Source organism: Wielerella bovis (genome assembly GCF_022354465.1).
GTDB classification, from domain to species: Bacteria; Pseudomonadota; Gammaproteobacteria; order Burkholderiales; family Neisseriaceae; genus Wielerella; species Wielerella bovis.
The window spans coordinates 1,791,125-1,811,879 of the sequence record NZ_CP092361.1 but is presented as its reverse complement, the minus strand read 5'-3'; the positions used below and the strand labels follow the sequence as shown (position 1 = coordinate 1,811,879).

The window sequence follows — 20,755 nt, the reverse complement described above, 5'->3', positions numbered from 1 at the left end:
CGAAAAAATCGTTTTCAGGCTGCCTTTTATAATAAAGTATATAACTGTTTTTTATTTGGAAAAATAGAATTTTCCAGTAAAATGCGCATTATCAAAAATTAACATTCACAGGAAAACGTATCATGAAAAAAACTTTATTCTCCGCTGCTACTCTGGTTTTATTAGCCGCTTGTGGTGGTCAGCAAAATTCTGCGCCTACACAATCAACAGATTCTGCATCAGCTGCTTCGGCAACAAACAATACGGCACCCACACAAGCCAATGTAGCAGGTAGCCTGATTGACCGCATCAACAGCAAAGGCGTGATTACTGTTGGTACAGAAGGTACTTATGCGCCGTTTACTTATCATGATGCAAGTGGCAAATTAACGGGTTATGACGTAGAAGTTACGCGTGCCGTAGCAGAAAAATTAGGCGTGCAAGTAGAATTTAAAGAAACGCAATGGGACGGCATGATGGCAGGTTTGAAAGCAGGTCGTTTTGATATGGTTGCCAACCAAGTTGCTTTAACCTCACCAGAACGTCAAGCCACTTTTGACAAAGCTGAACCTTATACTTGGAGTGGCGCAGCGATGATGGCGCGTGCAGATGATGACCGTTTCAAATCACTAGCAGACATTAAAGGTATTAAGGCTGCGCAAACATTGAGCAGCAACTATGGCGAAATGGCGCGTGAAGCACAAGCTGAAATCGTCCCTGTTGATGGTATGGCACAAGCCCTAACTTTGGTGCAACAAAAACGTGCTGAACTGACATTAAACGATGAGTTGTCTTTCTTGGATTATTTGAAGAAAAATCCCGATTCTGGCTTGAAAATTGTTTGGACTGCGCCCGAAGAACAAAAAGTTGGAGCAGGTTTGATTGTCAATAAAGGCAATGATGAAGCATTGGCAAAATTATCCGAAGCAACCAAAGCATTGCATGAAGACGGTACGCTGAAAAGATTGGGCGAACAATTCTTCGGTAAAGATGTTAGTGTTAAATAATTGATTAAATGATAAAAGTGTTCAGGTTCAGGCAGCCTGAACACTTTGCTTATTTTTATATTAATCACTTTATTCCGTTTTCAGGCAGCCTGAAACACACAAATTAAGGACAAGTTCGTGTTACACCAATTTCTTGCTTCCCTCCCTTTCATGACCGATACTCGCGCCACTTTGGTTATGGACGCATTTTTACCCATCGTCAAATCTGGTTTCATGGTTTCCGTGCCACTTGCGATTGCCTCATTTATTATTGGCATGATGATTGCCACCGCCGTTGCCATTGTGCGCGTGATGCCCAAAGGCGGCATATTTCATCGCATCGTGCTGGCGATTTTACGCGTGTACATCTCCATTATTCGTGGCACGCCGATGGTCGTGCAACTGGCGATTGTGTTTTACGGTTTGCCCGCCATGAATATTTTTATTGACCCGATTCCAGCCGCCATCATCGGTTTTTCCCTGAATGTTGGCGCATATGGTTCCGAAACCGTCCGTGCCGCTATTTTGTCCGTCCCAAAAGGACAATGGGAAGCAGGTTTTTCCATCGGCATGACCTATATGCAAACTTTCCGCCGTATCATCGCGCCACAAGCCTTGCGCGTTGCTGTGCCACCGTTGAGCAATAGTTTCATTGGCTTATTCAAAGAAACATCATTGGCATCGTTTGTAACCGTAACTGAAATGTTCCGTGTAGCACAACAATATGCCAATATGTCGTATGACTTTTTACCTGTGTACATTGAAGTCGGCTTGGTATACTGGTGTTTCTGCTGGGTATTATTTGTGGTACAAGCGCGTTTGGAAAAACATTTTGATAGACATGTGGCGAAATAATTTTCAGGCTGCCTATGTTATTCAATGCAGCCTGAAAACTGGTTTGAAAGAAAAATCATGATACAAATTAAAAATATACACAAAACTTTTGGTCATAATGTCATTTTGCGTGGCATTGATTTAAATATCAATAAAGGGCAAGTAGTCGTCATTTTAGGTCCATCAGGTTCAGGCAAAACCACGTTTTTGCGCTGCCTGAACGCACTGGAAATTCCTGAACAAGGCACCATTTGCTTTGAACGCGAGCCGATTGTCAGCGTGGATTTTGCCAACAAACCCAGTAAAAAAGACATTCTCGCATTGCGCCGCAAATCGGGCATGGTGTTTCAGCAATACAATCTGTTTCCACACAAAACGGCGTTGGAAAACATTATGGAAGCCCCCATTCAAGTACAAGGCAAATCCAAAGATGTGGCACGCACAGAAGCACTTGCATTGCTAGAAAAAGTAGGGTTAGCAGATAAAGCCGATTTGTACCCCCATCAACTTTCGGGTGGACAACAACAGCGTGTTGGTATTGCACGTGCTTTGGCATTGCAGCCTGAATTGATGTTGTTTGATGAACCCACCTCCGCACTTGACCCAGAATTGGTTAATGATGTGCTCTTGACCATGAAACAACTCGCAACCGAAGGGTGGACCATGGTGGTGGTAACACATGAAATCAAATTTGCGCTGGACGTAGCGGATATTGTGGTTGTGATGGACGGTGGTGTCATTGCAGAACAAGGGTCTCCCGATGAATTGTTCAATCACCCCAAACATGAACGAACAAAAAGTTTCTTGTCGCGCATCAAGCACGATGATATTTAAACTATTCGATTAAAGGCAGCCTGAAACCTTTGCAACACTCAAAATTGTAGGTCAGATTCTTGAACTCAACATTTTTATATTTAACAAATATTTGTTTTTGTTTAAAAATTGTTGAGAGAGAGTATCTGACCTACAAGTTTTCAGGCTGCCTTTATTTGCGTGCGTTATACCACGCGATAAATTCATCAACTGGCGCGTAACCCAGCAGGGCATCGCTGCGGCTGCCGTCTGCTTTCAAAACGAATAATCCAGGGGGACCAAACAATCCGTATTCTTTGAGCAGGGCTTTGTGTTCATCGCTCATTTGGGTAACGTCAATTTGCATCAATCGTGCCATCGGTACGGCAGCCTGAACACGCGCATCGCCAAAGGTTTTGACTTCCATTTCTTTGCACGATACGCACCAATCGGCATAAAAATCCAATAAAACGGGTTGATTGGGATTTTGCTGATGGGCAGCCTGAATCGCGTTGCGTAATTCGCTAACGCTGGTGAATTTTTGTCCGTGCGCCGCGCCTTCCATCGGTTTGTGCAAGGTCAAAAAATCGTGCATTGCTGTTGTGCCGCCGTTGAAACTTTGTATGCCAAACCATGTGCCACTCAATAACAAAATGGTCGCTAATATGCCCGAAATGGTTTTCAGGCTGCCTGAAAGTTTGCTGATGCGTGTGAGCCAATAAATGGCGGGCGCAATCAATAATAAGGTGTACAAAGCAGCGGTTACGCCATAGGGCAGAAATGGTGTCGCCAAATACACGGCAACGGCAAGCAAAATCACGCCAAACGCGTATTTAATGCCGTTCATCCAATTACCTGCGCGTGGCAAAATGTGTCCGCCAAATGTGCCAATCAAAATCAATGGAACACCTGTGCCAATGGCTAATGCGTACAACATGGTGCCACCAAATAGCGCATCACCTGTTTTGCCGATATACGCCAAAGCGGCTGCCAAGGGTGGTGCAACGCAAGGTCCAACAATCAGTGCAGACAACATGCCCATCACAAATACGCTGGCGATTTTGCCGCCTGATAATTTGTTACTTTGATTTTGAAAATACGATTGCACGGCGTTGGGCAACTGAATATTAAACAGCCCAAACATGGACAATGCCAGCACCACCATCAACGCGGCTGCCGTTAAAACCACCCACGCTTGTTGCAACCAAACTGTCAGCAATGCGCCTGTTAAACCTGCCAACACACCGACCGATGTGTACGTTACCGCCAAACCTTGCACATACACCAACGACAAGGCAAACGCACGTTTTTTGCTATCCGATTTATCGCCAACAATAATGCTGGATACAATCGGCAACAAAGGATACATGCACGCGGTAAAACTCAATGCCAAGCCGCCCGTGAAAAACCAAAACAAATTAGTCCAAAAATCATCGCGCGATAAAGTTTTCAGGCTGCCTGAATTAGCAGCTGCGGACGAAGAGGGAACATTCTGCGCGTTCGTATCCGCCCGAACGTTCCCTTGCGACTTTTTTATAAACAAATCTTTCGCATTATTGGCAGCCACTTCGGTTTGATAAACACCTGTGCCCGTAATCTCAAAAGTTGTGTCCACAGGCGGATAACACACGCCCACTTCGGCACAACCTTGATAATGCACATTTAACGTGTATGGCTTGGATGCAGGATTGGCATACGCCCATTGCACATTTGCCGCATGGTGGTACACGATTTGTTTACCAAAAAATTCATCTTCTTTGGGTTCGCCCGCGCTGAATGTGGCAGATGCCGCCAATACATGGGTTTCAGGCTGCGTATCCGCCGTGATTTGGCTTTGATACAAATAATAGCCATCGGCAATTTTGAATTGCACATCCACGCCCGTATCTGATACCGTTACCGTTGGCACAAACGCCTGTTCTGGCGGCAACAAATCTTCGGGATTGACCGCAGCGTGTGCCACAGTTGCGAATGAAAAACACGCCAGCAGCGTGTAGAGCCATTTTTTCATGGAAATGTCCTTCGTTTATTTTGTGAGACGAAAATGCGTATTATCGTGGATTTTGAGACAAAATGATGCGTGATTTGTCGCAAAATATCGTTTTTACCAAACCAATATTTTTTCAGGCTGCCTGAATATTGACCAAATTATTCTATTAAAAAGTCTCTACTTAAAAATAAATTGTTTTTAAGTAGAGACCAATAAAATTTGAATTTCAAATAAATTTATTATGATTCAAGCTCATAATAGGCAGCCTGAAAACACGAAATCACATCATTTGCAAACGCGCAATGCGATTATCCAAACTCGGATGCGTACTCAACAAAGAATCTTTGTTTTCGCTGGCAATGCCCATCGCCGTCATATTTTGTGGCAGATGACTGCTTTCGCCTTTTAAACGCTGCAATGCCGCAATCATTTTCGGTGCGCCGACCAAACGCGCTGCCCCCGCATCCGCACGGTATTCACGTTGGCGACTGAACCACATCACAATAATACTCGCCAAGAAACCAAATACGACTTGTAAAACCATAGATACCAAAAAATAAGTACCTTGACTATTCTCACCATTTCTGTTTTGTGATACCAAACCAGCAATAACTCGCGCTAAAAATATCACAAATGTATTCACAACGCCTTGAATCAAGGTCAGCGTAACCATATCGCCATTGCCAATATGTGCCATTTCGTGCGCCAAAACCGCTTCCACTTCATCGCGTGTCATGCTGTTCATCAAGCCCGTACTAACTGCAATTAAAGAACTATTTTTGGTTGCACCCGTAGCAAATGCGTTGGGTTCTGGCGAATGATAAACCGCTACTTCAGGCGTTTTTAAATCCCATTGTTTGGCTTGATTTTCAACAGTTTGCAATAACCATGCTTCTGTTTCATTTTGCGGTTGTGTGATTACTTCTGCGCCCACTGATGCTTTTGCCATAGATTTAGACATGAGCAATGACACAATAGAACCTGAGAAACCAACCACAGCAGCGGAAATCAAAATCCCGCCCATACTGCCATTGCTGGTGTTTAATCCCAATAAACTCGTAACAATACTGATAACCAGTAAAACCGCGATATTGGTTGCTAAAAAGAGAAAAATCCGTTTCACAATGTGCGCTCCTTATAAATATTGTTCTATAAATGCGTGTATTATCGCAATAAATCATATCAAAAAAATGGAGTAAAGAGAAAATCTATGCAAAGATAACCGCAAAATTTTGTCAGGATTTTATTTATGATGAATATTTTCAGGCTGCCTGAAAAAACTTTCTTTGTATCTTCAATAAAATAAAAAAAGCAGATAATAATAAATCAAGATAGTGCTTGACCCATTTTCATTCAATCTCTATAATTCAAATCTTTCAAGCACGTCGGGGCGTAGCGCAGCCCGGTTAGCGCATCTGCTTTGGGAGCAGAGGGTCGTGAGTTCGAATCCCACCGCCCCGACCATTCTTGAAACACAATTTAAAACGCCAGATATATGCGCCCGTAGCTCAACTGGATAGAGCACCGACCTTCTAAGTCGGGGGTTACGGGTTCGATTCCTGTCGGGCGTGCCAAACTTGGTTTTATATGGTGGATGTAGCTCAGTTGGTTAGAGCATCGGATTGTGATTCCGAGGGTCGTGGGTTCGAGCCCCATCTTCCACCCCAATATAAAAAACCGTACTCTAAACAAGTACGGTTTTTTTACGTTTATTTATTTCAGGCAGCCTGAAAATATAATTGTATGATATTAAGGGAAAATTATGCTGACACCGCAACATTGTGATTTATTCAATCGCCCATTTTTCCAATTTGCACAACTGAAAAAATATGCGCCAGAAACCATTCCGCAACTTAAAGCGGATTATCGGGCGGCGTGGCAAAATTGGCAAAGTGTTATTCAACATGTTGCGGCGGATTTGGCGCAGGATAATCCGCAATTTGCGCCGCCGCATATTGAACGCTGGTGCAATGGTTGGCAGGTGCGCGCCCATTTTTTTGCGTATTTTAAATACGCGCAATATCAACAAGATGCAGCAATTTTGTCGGTATTGCTCAATCGCCGCCGTTTAACGGTTTCTTTGGATTGGCATTGTTATAAAGCCGACCGTTCTACTATTGCTTTACCGCAATATAATCAATGGCTTGATAATTTGAATGCGGACGATTTTGGCGATTTTGATGTATGGCATGGCGATGAAAGTGAATATGCGGATTATGTCGCGCTCAATAGGCAGCCTGAAAATGCTTTGATATTGCGTGATGATGCGGATTTTTTCTGTATTGGAACACATTTGGAACGCGATACAATTGGCTGCGTGGACAGCGTGGCGTGGATTGCAGCACAAATTCGTGTGCTGACACCCTTATATGAACGTTGTTTTATCTAAAAAGGCAGCCTGAAAATCATGATTTATTGGTTTTCAGGCTGCCTTTTTCGTTTAAAATACACCTATATTTATTTATAAAAAAATGATTTCAATATGACTGCTTACCAAGTGCTTGCCCGAAAATGGCGACCCAAAACCTTTGCCGATTTGGTTGGACAACAACACGTTGTCAAAGCCCTGAAAAACGCGCTGGATAAAGGGCGTTTGCACCACGCCTATTTGCTCACAGGCACGCGCGGCGTGGGCAAAACCACTATTGCCCGCATTTTGGCAAAAAGCCTGAACTGTGAAAACCCAACACGCGGCGAACCCTGCGGCGTGTGTCAATCGTGCCGCGACATTGACGCAGGGCGATTTGTGGATTTGCTGGAAATTGACGCCGCCAGCAACACAGGCATAGACAACATCCGCGAAGTGCTGGAAAACGCCCAATACGCGCCCACAGTCGGTAAATACAAGGTGTACATCATTGACGAAGTGCATATGTTGTCCAAATTCGCGTTCAATGCCATGCTCAAAACGCTGGAAGAGCCGCCCGAACACGTCAAATTCATCTTGGCGACCACCGACCCGCACAAAGTGCCAATTACCGTGTTAAGCCGTTGTTTGCAATTCGTTTTACGCAATATGACCGCGCAACAAGTCGCCGAACACCTGACCCACGTTTTGAAAACCGAACAAATCGTGTACGAACCAGCCGCTTTGGCACTGTTGGGGCGAGCCGCGCAAGGTTCCATGCGCGATGCTTTGAGTTTGCTAGACCAAGCGATTGCCATGGGTTCAGGCAGCGTGCAAGAACGCGATGTGCGCGACATGATAGGCGCGGTGGACAAACGCTATCTCTATGAATTGCTAACCTTTTTAATGGAACAAGACGGCGAAAATCTCATCGCCAAAGCACAAGAAATGTCCGCCAACGCCATTGGTTTTGACAGTGCGTTAAACGATTTGGCGATGTTGTTACAAAGATTGGCGTTGCTGAAAACCGTGCCGTCCGCCATTGAACACGATGACCCTGAACGCGAACGCTTGCTGCATTTGGCGCAATATTTCAGCGATGAGCAAATTCAGTTGTACTATCAATGTGTTATTCATGGTAAAAACGATTTGCCGCTCGCGCCCGATGAATACGCAGGTTTTGTGATGACGCTGTTGCGCATGTTGGCGTTTGCACCCTTTGCTGCGAAACATACGCCGCAAAATGCGGTGATTGAAGGCACACAATTGCATAATCCTCCTGAAAAAAAAACGCATGAACACGCAGACATTTCAGGCAGCCTGAAAACACATTCTGCCCAAGTAATTGATGAAATACATTTAGATGAAAATCAGGTAGTTACGGAAAATATATCAAGTAACACAGAAGTTTCAGGCAGCCTGAAAGCGGAAAGTTCTGATGAAATCCAAACGGATTTACCCAAACATTTGCGTGATGCGGAAGCAGAAAATTTAGGCAGCCTGAAAACTGAAATTGCTGCGAAAACGATTGCAGAAGTTGAACCTAATCAATCCAATCATTCGGAAGATATGCCATCTTGGGACAATACTGCAACAGCATCTCCCCAAAATAGGCAGCCTGAAAATGTGCCACAAATTGTGCCAGCACCCGTTGCCGAAATCTATCCAAATGATGACGATATAGCCTATTTTTCAGGCAGCCTGAACGATGTCTATCCAGATGATTTTCCTGCGTTTGATGATTTGCCCAGCGAACCGATGCAGCCTGAAAATTGTGCTGAACCTGATGAAATCGTAGCATCTGAAGAAGCGACTGACCCGAGTGAGCCAATGCCTGAATTAGTGGCAGCCAATTGGGTACAGATTGCACGGCGGATTGGCACACAAGTGGCGGCGGCGCAAATGCCTTTGCAGCATATGGCATGGGTGGATTTTGCCGATGGTGTATTGCGTTTGGCGGTGGTGCGCGAACAAACGCGCAATACCATGAAACGTGAATATTTTCAACGCATTGAATCAGCTTTGTCCGCAGCATATGCGTTGCCAATTCGCATTGAAACGGTGGATTTTGTGGACGGACAAGGTTGGGAAACGCCGTTGATGTATCGCGCCAGAATGCTGGCAGAGCAACGCGAACAAGCTCGTCAGATTTTGGATAAAGATGAAAATGTGAAACAAATCAAAAAATTATTTAATGCGAAATGGCGTGAAGAGAGTATTGAGTTGTTGGAAGCACCCAAAATAATATGAAACAAAAACTGATTAAATGGGCAAAACAAGTAGCGCAAACCCTGCTGGTATTGGCGGTGGTGAGCGTGGCGGTGGATTATTGGCGCAGCCCGACTGTGCCAATCAATGCAACGCAAGTATCGTTTCAATCCATTCATCACGCTGAACCCACTACGCTGGCATCTGCCAGTTCACAAAAAACATTGTTGCTGTATTTTTGGGGCAGTTGGTGCGGCATTTGCAAACACACGTCGCCTGTGATTCATCGTTTGCACAAAAATGGCACGCCTGTTTTGGGTGTGGCATTGCATTCTGGGGCAGCGGACGATGTGCATGCCTTTTTGCAGCAACAAGGTTTGACATTTGATACGGTCAATGATGAGCATGGCGCATTGTCACAACAATGGGGCGTAAAAGTGGTACCCAGTATTTTGTTGATTAAAAATGGAAAAGTGGTTCATGGCACCACAGGATTAGCGACTTACTGGGGTTTAAAAACGCGCATCGCCATAGCTGATTTATTGCGTTAAATTAGCAAAGGCAGCCTGAAAATTTTTCAGGCTGCCTTTTATTCTGTATGAATTTCAATCTTGCACAGGTTTCTCCGCTGCCACCATATCAATCAAATTCGACAAATTCACGCCGCGTTCCAGCGATTCATCGTATTCAAAATGCAATTCGGGCGTGCGAAATACCGTGATGCGTTTGCTCAATTCGCTGCGTAGAAAACCTTTGGCGTGTTCCAATGCTTCTGCGCTGGCATCGCGGTCGCCACTCAAAACGGTGTAATAAACGGTAGCGTGTGAATAATCGCGAGTCACTTCTACATCGTTGATGGTGATGAAACCTGCGCGTGGGTCTTTCAAACCTGTGCGTACCAATTCGGCAAGCTCACGCATCACTTGTTCTTTCACGCGGTCAATGCGTGCGTAGCCGTTGCGTTGTGGTTTTTTCATGATGATGCTCTCATAATGCAAATAAATCAGCATTATACCCGAAACCGTGTTGGGCAAACAAAAAGGCAGCCTGAAAACATGGTTTGCGATGATTTTTCAGGCTGCCTTACATGTAGAAATTACTAGCGTTGTTTACAGTATTGAAAGACAATACTGCCATGAATATCCATAAGAACACTCGCCTTACCCCACACCATCGTCAAGCCATTTGGCTAGCTTATACGCAAAACAAAGAAAGCGTTACTTCACTGGCTCGCCGTTTTATGGTTAGTCGCCAAACCATTTATCGTGTACTGAAAGCCGCTCGTCTTCGCCTACTTAAACCGCAAAACAGCACCAACAATCGTTTCAAACAAGCAAAATACGGTATGAAACGATTAGCCAAAGTAGAACGAGAAATTCAAGAGAAACTCAAAAAGCAAGCACAACGATACAATAAATCTTATCCTGGCGAAATGGTACATGTAGATACCAAACGCTTACCTTTACTTAAAGGACAAAAAGCAACGGATAAACGTGAGTATCTGTTTGTTGCTATTGATGATTTTTCTCGTGAGTTGTATGCTGCCATTTTGCCTGATAAAACTGCTACAAGTGCGGCTAAATTTCTAACTGAACAAGTCATAGAGCCTTGCCCATACCAAATTGACTGCATTTATTCAGATAATGGTAGTGAATACAAAGGTGCGGCAAATCATGCGTTTGGTGTGGCGTGTTTTGAAAACAATATCAATCAAAAATTCACTCGCCCAGCACGTCCACAAACCAATGGCAAAGCGGAACGCGTAATACGAACGATTATGCAGATGTGGTATGAGAAAACAGAGTTTACTGATCCATTGCATCGGCAAAAGGAATTATGTCGTTTTGTGAATTTTTATAATACTGTAAAGCCGCACAGTTCCTTAAATGGCGATACGCCATTTGAAGTGTTACAAGCTTATTTTTCTCAACCTGTTGTGTAAACAACTCGGTTTATTTCTACACCTTACAGTACACGACATAAATCTTTAATATTATCTGAAATCTGTTTTCCCCACCCTAACCCTCCCCCGTTTAGGGCGGGGGAGGGGACAGATTCATGGTTATTTCAAAAAGTTGTCGTGTACTGTGAGGCTATCTTTTTAGGCATAATAACCCGCACCCAATATCAACGGTCGTGCTGCGCCCGTTGCTTTGTGCGGATTACTCGGCACGCGATTCACCCAACACGCCGCCAGCCACGCAAATGCTGCCGCTTCCACCCATTGCGGATTCAGTTGCAACACATCGGTACTATGCAAAGCCATATTTTCCACCGCCAATAAAGTTTTCAGGCTGCCGATTAAAGTATTATTACTCATACCACCACCACAAACATAAATATTTTGTGTATTGGGGGCAGCCTGAACAATCGCATCGGCAATGGTTTCCGCCGTAAATTGCGCCAATGTCCGCAATACATCATGCGGATTTTCATCGCTATGCAAATGCGTTTGCAACCATGTCAGCGAAAACAATTCGCGCCCTGTGGATTTAGGGTAGGGCAGCCTAAAATATTCGTGCGCTTTTAATTGTGCCAATAATTCAGGCAATACGCGACCTTGCGCCGCTTTTTCGCCATTTTTATCATACGCTTGTTGCCAAATATGCTGCGTCCATGCGTCCATCAACATATTGCCTGCGCCCGTATCAAAACCAAATGGTTCGCCATCGGGCGGCAAAATGCTGATATTGGCAATGCCACCAATATTCAACACCACACGCGTTTCATCGGGCGCAGCAAACAAGGCTTGATGAAACGCTGGCACAAGCGGCGCACCTTGTCCACCCGCAGCCAAATCACGACTACGAAAATCGCCAATGGTAAAAATGCCCGTGCGTTCCGCCAGCACGGACAAATTCGCCAGTTGAATACTGTATCCGCATTCGGGCGCGTGGCGAACGGTTTGTCCATGACAACCAATCGCAGTAATGTTTTCAGGCTGCATTTGTTGTTCACGCAATAATTGCTGCACCACTTGGGCATAAATTTCCGACAATTCAATCGCCAGCATTTGACTGCGATGCAATTCCTTGTCGCCATGATTTTGCAAATCCAACAAACGTGTTTTCAGGCTGCCTGAATAGGGCACAAAAGCGTGGGCAAGCGCACCTTGCCATTGCGTACCATTCATGGCGATTAAAACCGCGTCCGCACCGTCCATGCTGGTGCCAGACATAATGCCGATATAAAATTGTTGATTTATCATAAAATATTATTCTGATAACAAAAAAAGGCAGCCTGAAACATTTTCAGGCTGAAACCTTTGCAAAACCCCAGATTTGAGCACAGTTCAAAGCGATAGTATCGCAAAACGCGCAGACATATCATCTAGATAGGCAAGTGTTTGAGAAACGCATCGCGAAGAAATGTGCCAAAGATGGGGATTTTGCAAAGGTTTCAGGCTGCCTTATTCTATCAATTTTTCAATATATCTACATCTTTGGGTGGCGTAAAGGTAAACGCACTACGCGACAAATTCGGTTTGGTATTCACATTATTAAAGCGTATCGTGGTTTGATTACCAAAACTGTCTTTCAATTCCATAGCTGCCAAGGTGTTGCCCTTGAAACCAATGCGGATAAATTGATAACCCGCATTCGCTTTTTTCGGAGTTGCCAACACATAATCCACGCCGTCTTTTTTGCCATCTTCTTTCAGCGAATAGCTCGCATCCAAAGCCGTTTTGTTAGACAAAATTGCCGCAGGACTGTCGCCAATGGTTTGGTCTTGGTTAGATTGGGTGATTTGTTTCAAATCAACATCATACAACCAAATATGTTTGCCATCGCCAATAATTTTTTGTTGATACGGTTTGCTGTATTCCCATTTGAACAAACCAGGGCGCAGAATTTGGAAACTGCCCGAGCTGGTTTGCGTTTTTTTTCGGGATTGAACGGTTTGCGTGAATGTGCCGCTGATACCGTCCGCATCGTTGTTGAATTGACGCAAAGCATCAATGCCGCCTGCGTTTGCCGTTGCCGCCAATACGCTCATCATGCCAGCCGCCAAAATCGTTTTCCATGTTTTCATTTCGTATCCTTTAAGTGATTGAGTTACAATGTAACAAGAAACCGCATCTTAACATTTTCAGGCTGCCTGAAAACCCCATCAACAAAATGTAAAGATGCAAAATTTAAATAAATCTTTCATATTAAACAATTTTCTCAAAAAACTTTAACTCGATTTTATGATTATGGAAAATTTCTACACATTAATCCACGCCGCTTTATGCGAAACCGACCCAAGCGAAAAATGCCGTTTAACTTTTGAATTATACGAAAAATACCATTCAGGCAGCCTGAAAATGGATAAATCTGCTGCGTGTGAAGATGTATGGATTGCAGGGCGACCTGCCAAACCTGAACTGGTGCCGCCGTATAAAGTGGAACAACGCAAACCGTCCACGCCCGAAGGTTATGCGGCGATGTTGCACGCGATTACCCACATTGAATTTAATGCGATTAACTTGGCATTAGATGCCGCGTTTCGTTTTCGTTATTTGCCCGAACAATTTACGGCGGATTGGCTGCAAGTGGCGAAAGAAGAATGCGAACATTTTGGATTGATGCGCGCGCGTTTGCACGAATATGGCTATGAATACGGCGATTTTACCGCGCATGGACATTTGTGGGACATGGCGTACAAAACCGCATTTGACCCGCTTTTGCGTATGGCACTGGTACCGCGTGTGTTGGAAGCGCGTGGCTTGGACGTTACGCCTGCGATTCGGGAAAAAGTGGCGCAACGTGGCGATGTGAAAACCTGTGAAGCATTGGACGTGATTTATCGTGATGAAGTGGGGCATGTGCGTATCGGCAATCGTTGGTATGGTTATTTGTGCGAGCAACGTGGTTTAGAGCCGATGGCATTGTTCCGCCAATTATTGCGTCAATACGATATGTTTATTTTTCGCGGCTATGTGAATTTGGAAGCGCGAGAACGAGCGGGATTTTCAGCATTTGAAATGGCGATGTTGGAAGATTTTGAAAAAAGTTTTCAGGCTGCCTTATCATGAATCAAGTTCCTGTTTTGGCAATTATGCTGGGCGCAATCGCTGGCGCATTATTGCGTTGGCAATTTGCCACATGGTTTAATGGTAGCCTGAATCTGCTGCCGCTGGGTACATTATTGGCTAATTTATTGGGCTGTTTTTTGATTGGTGCAGCATTGGCTTTCAGGCTGCCTGAATTTTGGAAATGGCTGTTAATTACAGGATTTTTAGGCAGTTTAACGACATTTTCCACATTTGCGGTAGAATTAGTCAGTGCCATAGGACAGGAAAAATGGCGCAGCGTGGCGGCGATTTTGGGTTTACACCTTGGCGGTGGCATGGGCGCGGTGATGTTGGGCGCGTATTTAGTCAAATATTTTGCAAAAGGTTATGTATCATGAAAAAGACCATTTTAGCGATGATTTTAGCGGTTTCAGGCTGCCTTGCTTATGCGGACGATGATGTGAAATTATCGGCGCAGGAGCAGAAGGATGTGAGTTATATGCTTGGGTATGCTATGGGGGAACAATGGCATTTGTTCAAAATGCCTATGGCTGTGGAATTGGATAAGCAGCAAGTGCTACTGGGTTTACAAGATTCGTTAGACAATAAATCAGCACGATTAAGTGAAGATAAGCAAATGAGATTGTCAGAAGCGGTTACGCATAAAATATCCTTGTATTCAGATAAACAGATGGAAAAAGGTAAACAATTTTTGGCGCAAAACAAAACGCAAGCAGGTGTACAAACAACGGCCTCGGGTTTGCAATATCGTGTAAACAAAGCAGGTTCGGGTGAGCGAGTAAAATTGGGCGATACAGTTAGCGTGGAATATACAGGTAAACTGATTGATGGCACGGTGTTTGATAGCACAGCAGAATATAGTGAGCCATTTAGTTTCACTCTGCAAGACGGTATAGTCATTCGTGGCTGGTTTGAAGGTTTACAATTAATGCAAAAAGGTGGCGAATACACGCTATTTATTCCTGCCGATTTGGCATATGGCGAAGCATCACCAAATACGAAAATCTTGCCTAATTCGGTTTTGATTTTTGACATAAAAGTGGTGGATATTGAAGCCGCGCCCGTCAAAAGGGAACAGCTTCTCGCCAACGCAAACGTCGCTAATCGTAAAATTGTGTGGCACAGATGAAACGGCTTTGTTAGAAACCGTTTACATTTTCTATGATAGGCTAACAGAGTCTGCATTATCTTGATATAATTGCGTTCATTTGGCAAAATTTCATGGAGATGCAGTTTTCAGGCTGCCTCACTAATCAGACAAAATACAGCAACAGGAAGTATTTATGAGCGTAGGTTTATTGCGGGTCTTGGTGCAACAAAAATTAGTCCCACAAGATAAAATTGAAAAATATCAAACGGCTATCAAAGAAAACAAACCTGTTTTACCTTTGGTGTTTGGCGATAAAATTATTTCGCCTGAAGCATTGGCAGAATTGTGTTCGTCTTTATTCAACTATCCGATGTTGGATTTAAACTATTTTCCACGCAGTGCGATTGTGCAAGATTTGATTGATGAAGCACAAATGCAAGAATTGCGTGCGATTCCTGTGTTAAAACGTGGTCGAAAAGTGTTCTTCGCTGTTTCAGATCCTACACAAATTCAAAATGTACAAAAAGCGGTATTTGCCAGCGGTTTGCAAGTGGATTTGGTCATCGCGCGTGATGACCAATTAACTACTGTGTTGGAATGGTTTGGTCAAAGTAACTCTGCTTTGCTCAAAGAAATGGGCATGGAGGTGAATAAAGAAGAAGCCAAACAGACTATGATTGTGGATGGGCAGGAAGAAGAAGATGGTCCTGTCGCACGGTTTATTCAAAAAATCTTGCATGACGCGGTTACTTCTGGTGCATCTGATATTCACTTTGAGTTCTACGAATTTATGGCGCGTGTACGTTTCCGTACCGATGGTGTATTGCGTGAAGTGGTGCAACCACCCTTACAATTGCGTAGCCAGTTGGCATCGCGTATTAAAGTAATGGCAAAATTGGATATTTCTGAAAAACGTGTACCGCAGGACGGACGTATTCAGTTGCAATTTTCTAAAAATACCAAAGCGATTGACTTTCGTGTGAACACCATGCCGTGTTTGTTTGGTGAAAAAGTCGTGATGCGTATTTTGAACTCAGATGCAGCCAGCCTGAATATTGACCAGTTGGGTTTTGAACCTTTCCAAAAAGAATTAATTATGGAAGCGATTCATCGTCCATACGGCATGGTGTTGGTAACAGGTCCAACGGGTTCGGGTAAAACGGTTTCTCTCTATACTTGTTTGAACATTCTGAATACCGATGACATCAATATTTCTACTGCAGAAGACCCTGCGGAGATTAACTTACCAGGGATTAACCAAGTAAACGTAAACGATAAACAAGGTTTAACTTTTGAGGCAGCCTTAAAAGCATTCCTGCGTCAAGACCCTGATGTGATTATGATTGGTGAGATTCGCGACTTAGGTACGGCGGATATTGCGATTAAAGCAGCGCAAACAGGTCATATGGTGTTCTCAACCTTACACACCAATAATGCACCAGCTACTTTGTCGCGTATGTTGAATATGGGCGTTGCCCCATTTAATATTGCTTCGGCGGTGAACTTGATTATGGCACAACGTTTGGCACGTCGTTTGTGTTCTGCTTGCAAAGCACCAATGGAGCGTCCACCTCAAAAGGCTTTATTAGAAGTAGGCTTTACTGAGGAGGATTTAGCGCAAGATTGGACAATGTATCGTCCTGTGGGTTGTGATGCTTGTAAAGGTAAAGGCTATAAAGGTCGTGCAGGTTTGTATGAAGTAATGAAAATGTCTGAAAAAATGAAAGCTGTCATCATGAGTGGTGGTACGGAGGTGGATATTGCTAATATCGCATATGAAGATGGTTTGGTAGATTTGCGTCGTTCAGGTTTACTGAAAGTTATGCAAGGTATTACTTCTTTGGAAGAAGTTATTGCAACCACAAACGAATAATATTCATTATATAAAGGAAAAAAAATGGCAGAAGCAAGAAAATCGGCAAAATCCGCCGCGAAAAAGCCAGTGAAAAAAACTGCAGCAAAATCAGCAAAACCTGAAAAGAAAGAAAAAGGTAACCGCTATCAATTTGAAGGTAAGAACTTACAGACTGAAAATATTGTTCGCGGTGAGGTGGTTGCAAAAAACGAAGATGAGGCACGTCAGAAGTTAGCGCGTCGCTCCATTAAAGTGATGCAATTAACCAAAATGAAAAAGGCGCGTGCGAAGAAAATCACACAAGCTGATATTACCATCTTTACTCGCCAACTTTCTACTATGATGAAAGCGGGTTTGCCCATGATGCAAGCATTTGATATTGTGGCAAAAGGTAATCCAAATGCGAATATGACAAATTTGTTGATGGATATTCGTAACCGAGTTGAGCAAGGTGAATCTTTGGGTGATTCCTTTGCTGAACATCCTGCGTATTTTGATAAATTTTATTGCAATTTGGTTGCAGCAGGCGAAGCTGGTGGTGTATTGGAAGGTTTGCTGGATAAATTAGCAACCTATAAAGAAAAAACGCAAGCCATTAAGAAAAAAGTGAAAGGTGCTTTAACATATCCCATTGCAGTAATGGTGGTTGCAGTTGCTTTGATTTTGGTAATGATGATGTTTGTATTGCCATCGTTTAAGAAAATTTACGAAGGCTTGGGAGCTGAATTACCAGGTTTAACACAATGGATGATGAATGCTTCTGATTTTTTTGTGGAAAAAGGTTGGATTATTATCCCTGGATTAATTTTGGGTACTTGGGGCTTAATTCAATTTCATAAACATTCTTTTGCTTTCCAAAAACGGGTAGACAGTTGGTTATTAAAAATGCCTATTTTTGGTGAGATTGTGATGAAAGCTACCATTGCACGCTGGTCGCGTACAACTGCAACCTTGTTTACAGCAGGTGTACCATTAGTTGAAGTATTGGATTCAGTGGCAGGTGCCTGCGGTAATATTATTTACGAGGAAGCCACACATGAAATTCGCAGCAAAGTGAACCAAGGTATTTCTTTGACTTCGGGGATGCAAGGTGCCAATGTATTCCCAAATATGGTGGTGCAAATGGCATCTATTGGTGAAGAATCGGGTGCTTTGGATGATATGTTGAACAAAGTAGCAGAATTTTATGAAGAAGAAGTGGATACTGCTGTTGCTACTCTATCTTCTTTGATGGAACCAATTATTATGGTAGTTTTGGGTAGTATTGTCGGTGTTATTCTGGTGGCGATGTACTTGCCACTGTTCAGCATGGGCGATGCCATCGGTTAAGGAAAAAAATTGGATATAGCAATTATTTTAGCCGTTATTTTGGGTTTACTCATCGGCAGTTTTTTGAATGTGGTTATTTATCGTGTACCCATTATGCTGGAACGTGAATGGGATATTGCAGCACGTGAACAGTTAAAATTAGACGATAAATTTCTGAATACGCTGCCTGAAAATGCAGCACAAACCGTTCGTGAACACATTCGCTTAACTGCCGACTAGACTGGTAAGTTTAACTTAATTACCCCACCTTCTCGTTGTAGCAGTTGTGGTTCGCCAGTCAAACCTTGGCAAAATGTCCCCATTATCAGTTGGTTGATATTGCGTGGCAAATGCCATACCTGTAAAACTCCGATTAGCATTCGCTATCCATTGGTAGAAACACTAACAGGTGTATTATTTGGTTTAATGGCATGGCAATATGGTCTAACTAGTATTACCGTTGGTGCATGTCTGTTTACTGCATTTGTAGTTGCATTAACTTTTATTGATGCAGATAAACAAATCCTACCGGATACGCTGACTTTACCATTGGTTTGGTTTGGTATCGTATTTAACTGGTATACAGATTTTATTACCTTGCAACAATCAGTAATGGGTGCAATCGCAGGTTACATGAGCTTGTGGACAATATATCATTTATTCAAATTGTTTACAGGTAAAGAAGGTATGGGCTATGGCGATTTCAAAATTCTGGCAGCCATCGGTGCATGGTTGGGGACAGAAATTTTGCCGATGGTTATTTTGGCTTCGTCCATTGTTGGTATCATCGCTTTTGTGCTCAAACGATATACACGCGACCAAGCTATGGCTTTTGGTCCCTGTTTGGCTGTGGCAGGTTGGGTCGTATTTTTGTTCCATAGTTCAGCAGGAAAAGCAATTAACTGGTGGCTGACTAAATCAGGATTTTAAACCATGACCGCTTGGATTGGATTGACGGGCGGAATCGGCAGCGGCAAAAGTCAAGCCGCTGCCTGTTTTTCTGCTTTGGGTGTACCTGTTATAGATGCAGATGCGATTTCACGTCAATTAACGGAAACAGTGGGTAGCATCGCTTTACAGCAAATTGCTGATACATTTGGCAATGATGCCATCAGCGTTTCAGGCAGCCTGAATCGAGCTTATATGCGTGATTTGGTTTTCCAAGATAAAACAGCGCGCCAACGTTTAGAAGCTATTTTGCATCCTTTGATTTTAGAAGAAATACAGCGACAAAAAGATACTTTTCAGGCTGCCTATGGTGTGATAGAAATTCCCACTTTAATTGAAAATCTCCATTTTCAACGCATTGTTTCGCGGATTTTAGTGGTAGAATGTAACGAAATTTTCAGGTTGTATCGTGTGATGCAACGCAGTCAATTAAGTGAACAAATGGTGCGTGCGATTATGGCAACACAAGCCAGCGATGCACAACGCGCTGCGATTGCCGATGACATTATCTACAATGAAGGCAGCCTGAAAGATTTGCAAAATGCTGTTTTGGAAAAACATTTGTATTATTTAGATACATTCAGGCAGCCTGAAAAATAGAGAAAGAAGCCTATGTTACGTTTTGACCACCCCCTTTCCGAGCGCGTCCGCAGTTTGATACGCATCGAACATCTGTTCAATCGCTTCAACCATACTACTGCCAGCGATGATAAATGGTCGCATCACGTTGCATTGAGTTCGCTGTTTGAAATTATGGAATGTTCTTCGCGTGCAGAATTGAAGTTGGATATTTTGCAAGAATTGGAACGCCAACGCCAAGCTGGGCGCAATCAAAATCATCATGAGCTGTTGGAGCGATTAAATCAAGCAGCGCAAGATTTGCAAGATGTGCAACAAAAGTTTGGTCAGCATATCCGCGAAAATGAATGGTTGATGGCATTGAAGCAGCGCATAGTGGTGGCAGGTGGCACAACACCTGTGGAATTGCCTAGCTATTATTTTTGGCAGAAAAAAACTGCTGAACAACGCCGCAGCGATTTGCAACGATGGAGTCAAATCATGATGCCGACTTATCGCGCGACCAATGTTCTTTTGGAAATTTTGCGTGAAAATCAAACATTTATTGAATGTTGTGCCAAGAATGGAACGTATGAACACAATACTTTGCCGCACAATACGCATTTGATGACGATTGAAGTGCCATTTGAAGCCAATGTGTTGCCCGAAGTATCTGCTAATAAATATTTCACACATGTGCGTTTTGTGCAAGCCAATCAAGAAAGTATGCGTGGTAAGCCTGTTGAACAACACATTGATTTTAAAATTATTATGTGTAGTTTTGATGCGATTAATAAGTAATTTGTTTTTCAGGCTACCTAAAAAAATTGACAATTAAAAGAA

General features: G+C 43.4%; 20 protein-coding genes, 3 tRNA genes and 1 pseudogene. 19 read left to right on the top strand and 5 right to left on the bottom strand.

Annotated elements, in window-relative coordinates; genetic code table 11:
- The first annotated feature begins 119 nt into the window (after positions 1 to 119).
- The 3 genes from MIS45_RS08840 (at position 120) to MIS45_RS08830 (ending at position 2,633) form a co-directional block, all read left to right on the top strand.
- Complete coding sequence (locus tag MIS45_RS08840) at positions 120 to 986, top strand: amino acid ABC transporter substrate-binding protein (RefSeq protein WP_249451370.1); 867 nt, start codon at positions 120 to 122, stop codon at positions 984 to 986.
- A 117-nt stretch (positions 987 to 1,103) separates the two neighbouring features.
- Positions 1,104 to 1,820 (top strand): amino acid ABC transporter permease, encoded by a 717-nt coding sequence (locus tag MIS45_RS08835; RefSeq protein ID WP_249445656.1) that lies wholly within the window; start codon positions 1,104 to 1,106, stop codon positions 1,818 to 1,820.
- A 57-nt stretch (positions 1,821 to 1,877) separates the two neighbouring features.
- Positions 1,878 to 2,633, top strand: coding sequence for an amino acid ABC transporter ATP-binding protein (locus MIS45_RS08830; RefSeq protein WP_249450259.1), 756 nt, complete (start codon positions 1,878 to 1,880; stop codon positions 2,631 to 2,633).
- A 151-nt stretch (positions 2,634 to 2,784) separates the two neighbouring features.
- Here MIS45_RS08830 and dsbD read toward each other — a convergent pair whose 3' ends face one another.
- Together dsbD and htpX are read right to left on the bottom strand one after the other, a co-directional pair.
- Positions 2,785 to 4,602, bottom strand: a complete 1,818-nt coding sequence (gene dsbD, locus MIS45_RS08825) for a protein-disulfide reductase DsbD (RefSeq protein ID WP_249450258.1) — start codon at positions 4,600 to 4,602, stop codon at positions 2,785 to 2,787.
- 259 nt (positions 4,603 to 4,861) lie between these two features.
- Complete coding sequence (htpX, locus tag MIS45_RS08820) at positions 4,862 to 5,704, bottom strand: protease HtpX (protein ID WP_249450257.1); 843 nt, start codon at positions 5,702 to 5,704, stop codon at positions 4,862 to 4,864.
- A gap of 263 nt (positions 5,705 to 5,967) precedes the next feature.
- Here htpX and MIS45_RS08815 point away from each other — a divergent pair.
- The 6 genes from MIS45_RS08815 to MIS45_RS08790 all read left to right on the top strand — a co-directional run bounded on the left by MIS45_RS08815 (position 5,968) and on the right by MIS45_RS08790 (position 9,687).
- A tRNA-Pro gene (locus tag MIS45_RS08815) sits at positions 5,968 to 6,045 on the top strand.
- A 33-nt stretch (positions 6,046 to 6,078) separates the two neighbouring features.
- Positions 6,079 to 6,155, top strand: a tRNA-Arg gene (locus MIS45_RS08810).
- Between the two features lie 16 nt (positions 6,156 to 6,171).
- Positions 6,172 to 6,248: transfer RNA gene (locus tag MIS45_RS08805), tRNA-His, on the top strand.
- A 95-nt stretch (positions 6,249 to 6,343) separates the two neighbouring features.
- Positions 6,344 to 6,970: an HI_0552 family protein gene (locus MIS45_RS08800; RefSeq protein ID WP_249450256.1), complete on the top strand. Its 627-nt coding sequence runs from the start codon at positions 6,344 to 6,346 to the stop codon at positions 6,968 to 6,970.
- A gap of 93 nt (positions 6,971 to 7,063) precedes the next feature.
- A complete protein-coding gene (gene dnaX / locus MIS45_RS08795; protein WP_249450255.1) occupies positions 7,064 to 9,178 on the top strand; it encodes a DNA polymerase III subunit gamma/tau in 2,115 nt (704 codons plus the stop codon).
- A complete protein-coding gene (locus MIS45_RS08790) occupies positions 9,175 to 9,687 on the top strand; it encodes a protein disulfide oxidoreductase (RefSeq protein WP_249450254.1) in 513 nt (170 codons plus the stop codon). Before dnaX ends, MIS45_RS08790 begins: the two co-directional genes overlap by 4 nt.
- Before the next feature lie 54 nt (positions 9,688 to 9,741).
- Here the strand turns inward: MIS45_RS08790 and rbfA are convergent, their stop codons facing one another.
- The gene (rbfA, locus tag MIS45_RS08785) at positions 9,742 to 10,113 is read right to left on the bottom strand and encodes a 30S ribosome-binding factor RbfA (protein ID WP_249450253.1); all 372 of its coding nucleotides are present in this window, start codon (positions 10,111 to 10,113) and stop codon (positions 9,742 to 9,744) included.
- 46 nt (positions 10,114 to 10,159) lie between these two features.
- On the opposite strand from rbfA, the gene MIS45_RS11385 reads away from it, so the two are divergent.
- Together MIS45_RS11385 and MIS45_RS08780 are read left to right on the top strand one after the other, a co-directional pair.
- On the top strand, positions 10,160 to 10,285 hold the full coding sequence (locus MIS45_RS11385) for a hypothetical protein (RefSeq protein WP_283397414.1): 126 nt from the start codon (positions 10,160 to 10,162) through the stop codon (positions 10,283 to 10,285).
- Complete coding sequence (locus MIS45_RS08780) at positions 10,272 to 11,078, top strand: integrase core domain-containing protein (protein ID WP_249445581.1); 807 nt, start codon at positions 10,272 to 10,274, stop codon at positions 11,076 to 11,078. Before MIS45_RS11385 ends, MIS45_RS08780 begins: the two co-directional genes overlap by 14 nt.
- Before the next feature lie 159 nt (positions 11,079 to 11,237).
- On the opposite strand, the gene MIS45_RS08775 is transcribed toward MIS45_RS08780, so the two are convergent.
- Positions 11,238 to 12,341 (bottom strand): anhydro-N-acetylmuramic acid kinase, encoded by a 1,104-nt coding sequence (locus MIS45_RS08775; protein WP_249451369.1) that lies wholly within the window; start codon positions 12,339 to 12,341, stop codon positions 11,238 to 11,240.
- 212 nt (positions 12,342 to 12,553) lie between these two features.
- Complete coding sequence (gene lolA / locus MIS45_RS08770; protein WP_430472146.1) at positions 12,554 to 13,168, bottom strand: outer membrane lipoprotein periplasmic chaperone LolA; 615 nt, start codon at positions 13,166 to 13,168, stop codon at positions 12,554 to 12,556.
- A 163-nt stretch (positions 13,169 to 13,331) separates the two neighbouring features.
- Between lolA and MIS45_RS08765 the strand changes: the two genes are divergently transcribed.
- The 8 genes and pseudogenes from MIS45_RS08765 to zapD all read left to right on the top strand — a co-directional run bounded on the left by MIS45_RS08765 (position 13,332) and on the right by zapD (position 20,713).
- Complete coding sequence (locus tag MIS45_RS08765) at positions 13,332 to 14,153, top strand: ferritin-like domain-containing protein (RefSeq protein ID WP_249450252.1); 822 nt, start codon at positions 13,332 to 13,334, stop codon at positions 14,151 to 14,153.
- Positions 14,150 to 14,530, top strand: coding sequence for a CrcB family protein (locus MIS45_RS08760; protein ID WP_249450251.1), 381 nt, complete (start codon positions 14,150 to 14,152; stop codon positions 14,528 to 14,530). The genes MIS45_RS08765 and MIS45_RS08760 overlap by 4 nt, the downstream gene beginning before the upstream one ends.
- The gene (locus MIS45_RS08755; protein WP_249450250.1) at positions 14,527 to 15,282 is read left to right on the top strand and encodes an FKBP-type peptidyl-prolyl cis-trans isomerase; all 756 of its coding nucleotides are present in this window, start codon (positions 14,527 to 14,529) and stop codon (positions 15,280 to 15,282) included. The genes MIS45_RS08760 and MIS45_RS08755 overlap by 4 nt, the downstream gene beginning before the upstream one ends.
- A gap of 154 nt (positions 15,283 to 15,436) precedes the next feature.
- Positions 15,437 to 17,116, top strand: coding sequence for a type IV-A pilus assembly ATPase PilB (pilB, locus tag MIS45_RS08750; protein ID WP_249450249.1), 1,680 nt, complete (start codon positions 15,437 to 15,439; stop codon positions 17,114 to 17,116).
- 24 nt (positions 17,117 to 17,140) lie between these two features.
- Positions 17,141 to 18,427 carry a type II secretion system F family protein gene (locus MIS45_RS08745; protein ID WP_249450248.1) on the top strand — a complete coding sequence of 429 codons (1,287 nt, stop codon included), beginning with the start codon at positions 17,141 to 17,143 and terminating at the stop codon, positions 18,425 to 18,427.
- A 9-nt stretch (positions 18,428 to 18,436) separates the two neighbouring features.
- Positions 18,437 to 19,336, top strand: a pseudogene (locus MIS45_RS08740) (prepilin peptidase).
- 3 nt (positions 19,337 to 19,339) lie between these two features.
- Positions 19,340 to 19,954 carry a dephospho-CoA kinase gene (coaE, locus tag MIS45_RS08735; protein WP_249450247.1) on the top strand — a complete coding sequence of 205 codons (615 nt, stop codon included), beginning with the start codon at positions 19,340 to 19,342 and terminating at the stop codon, positions 19,952 to 19,954.
- 12 nt (positions 19,955 to 19,966) lie between these two features.
- Positions 19,967 to 20,713, top strand: coding sequence for a cell division protein ZapD (gene zapD, locus MIS45_RS08730; protein ID WP_249442248.1), 747 nt, complete (start codon positions 19,967 to 19,969; stop codon positions 20,711 to 20,713).
- Positions 20,714 to 20,755: the final 42 nt, after the last annotated feature.

Bases quoted from the DNA above. Each gene is read 5' to 3' on its own strand.
- MIS45_RS08745 (WP_249450248.1), top strand. From the start codon at position 17,141: ATGGCAGAAGCAAGAAAATCGGCAAAATCCGCCGCGAAAAAGCCAGTG.
- coaE (WP_249450247.1), top strand. From the start codon at position 19,340: ATGACCGCTTGGATTGGATTGACGGGCGGAATCGGCAGCGGCAAAAGT.
- MIS45_RS08790 (WP_249450254.1), top strand. From the start codon at position 9,175: ATGAAACAAAAACTGATTAAATGGGCAAAACAAGTAGCGCAAACCCTG.
- lolA (WP_430472146.1), bottom strand. From the start codon at position 13,168: ATGAAAACATGGAAAACGATTTTGGCGGCTGGCATGATGAGCGTATTG.
- MIS45_RS08830 (WP_249450259.1), top strand. From the start codon at position 1,878: ATGATACAAATTAAAAATATACACAAAACTTTTGGTCATAATGTCATT.
- dsbD (WP_249450258.1), bottom strand. From the start codon at position 4,602: ATGAAAAAATGGCTCTACACGCTGCTGGCGTGTTTTTCATTCGCAACT.
- MIS45_RS08765 (WP_249450252.1), top strand. From the start codon at position 13,332: ATGGAAAATTTCTACACATTAATCCACGCCGCTTTATGCGAAACCGAC.
- pilB (WP_249450249.1), top strand. From the start codon at position 15,437: ATGAGCGTAGGTTTATTGCGGGTCTTGGTGCAACAAAAATTAGTCCCA.
- zapD (WP_249442248.1), top strand. From the start codon at position 19,967: ATGTTACGTTTTGACCACCCCCTTTCCGAGCGCGTCCGCAGTTTGATA.
- dnaX (WP_249450255.1), top strand. From the start codon at position 7,064: ATGACTGCTTACCAAGTGCTTGCCCGAAAATGGCGACCCAAAACCTTT.
- MIS45_RS08800 (WP_249450256.1), top strand. From the start codon at position 6,344: ATGCTGACACCGCAACATTGTGATTTATTCAATCGCCCATTTTTCCAA.
- MIS45_RS08780 (WP_249445581.1), top strand. From the start codon at position 10,272: ATGAATATCCATAAGAACACTCGCCTTACCCCACACCATCGTCAAGCC.
- MIS45_RS08755 (WP_249450250.1), top strand. From the start codon at position 14,527: ATGAAAAAGACCATTTTAGCGATGATTTTAGCGGTTTCAGGCTGCCTT.
- MIS45_RS08760 (WP_249450251.1), top strand. From the start codon at position 14,150: ATGAATCAAGTTCCTGTTTTGGCAATTATGCTGGGCGCAATCGCTGGC.
- rbfA (WP_249450253.1), bottom strand. From the start codon at position 10,113: ATGAAAAAACCACAACGCAACGGCTACGCACGCATTGACCGCGTGAAA.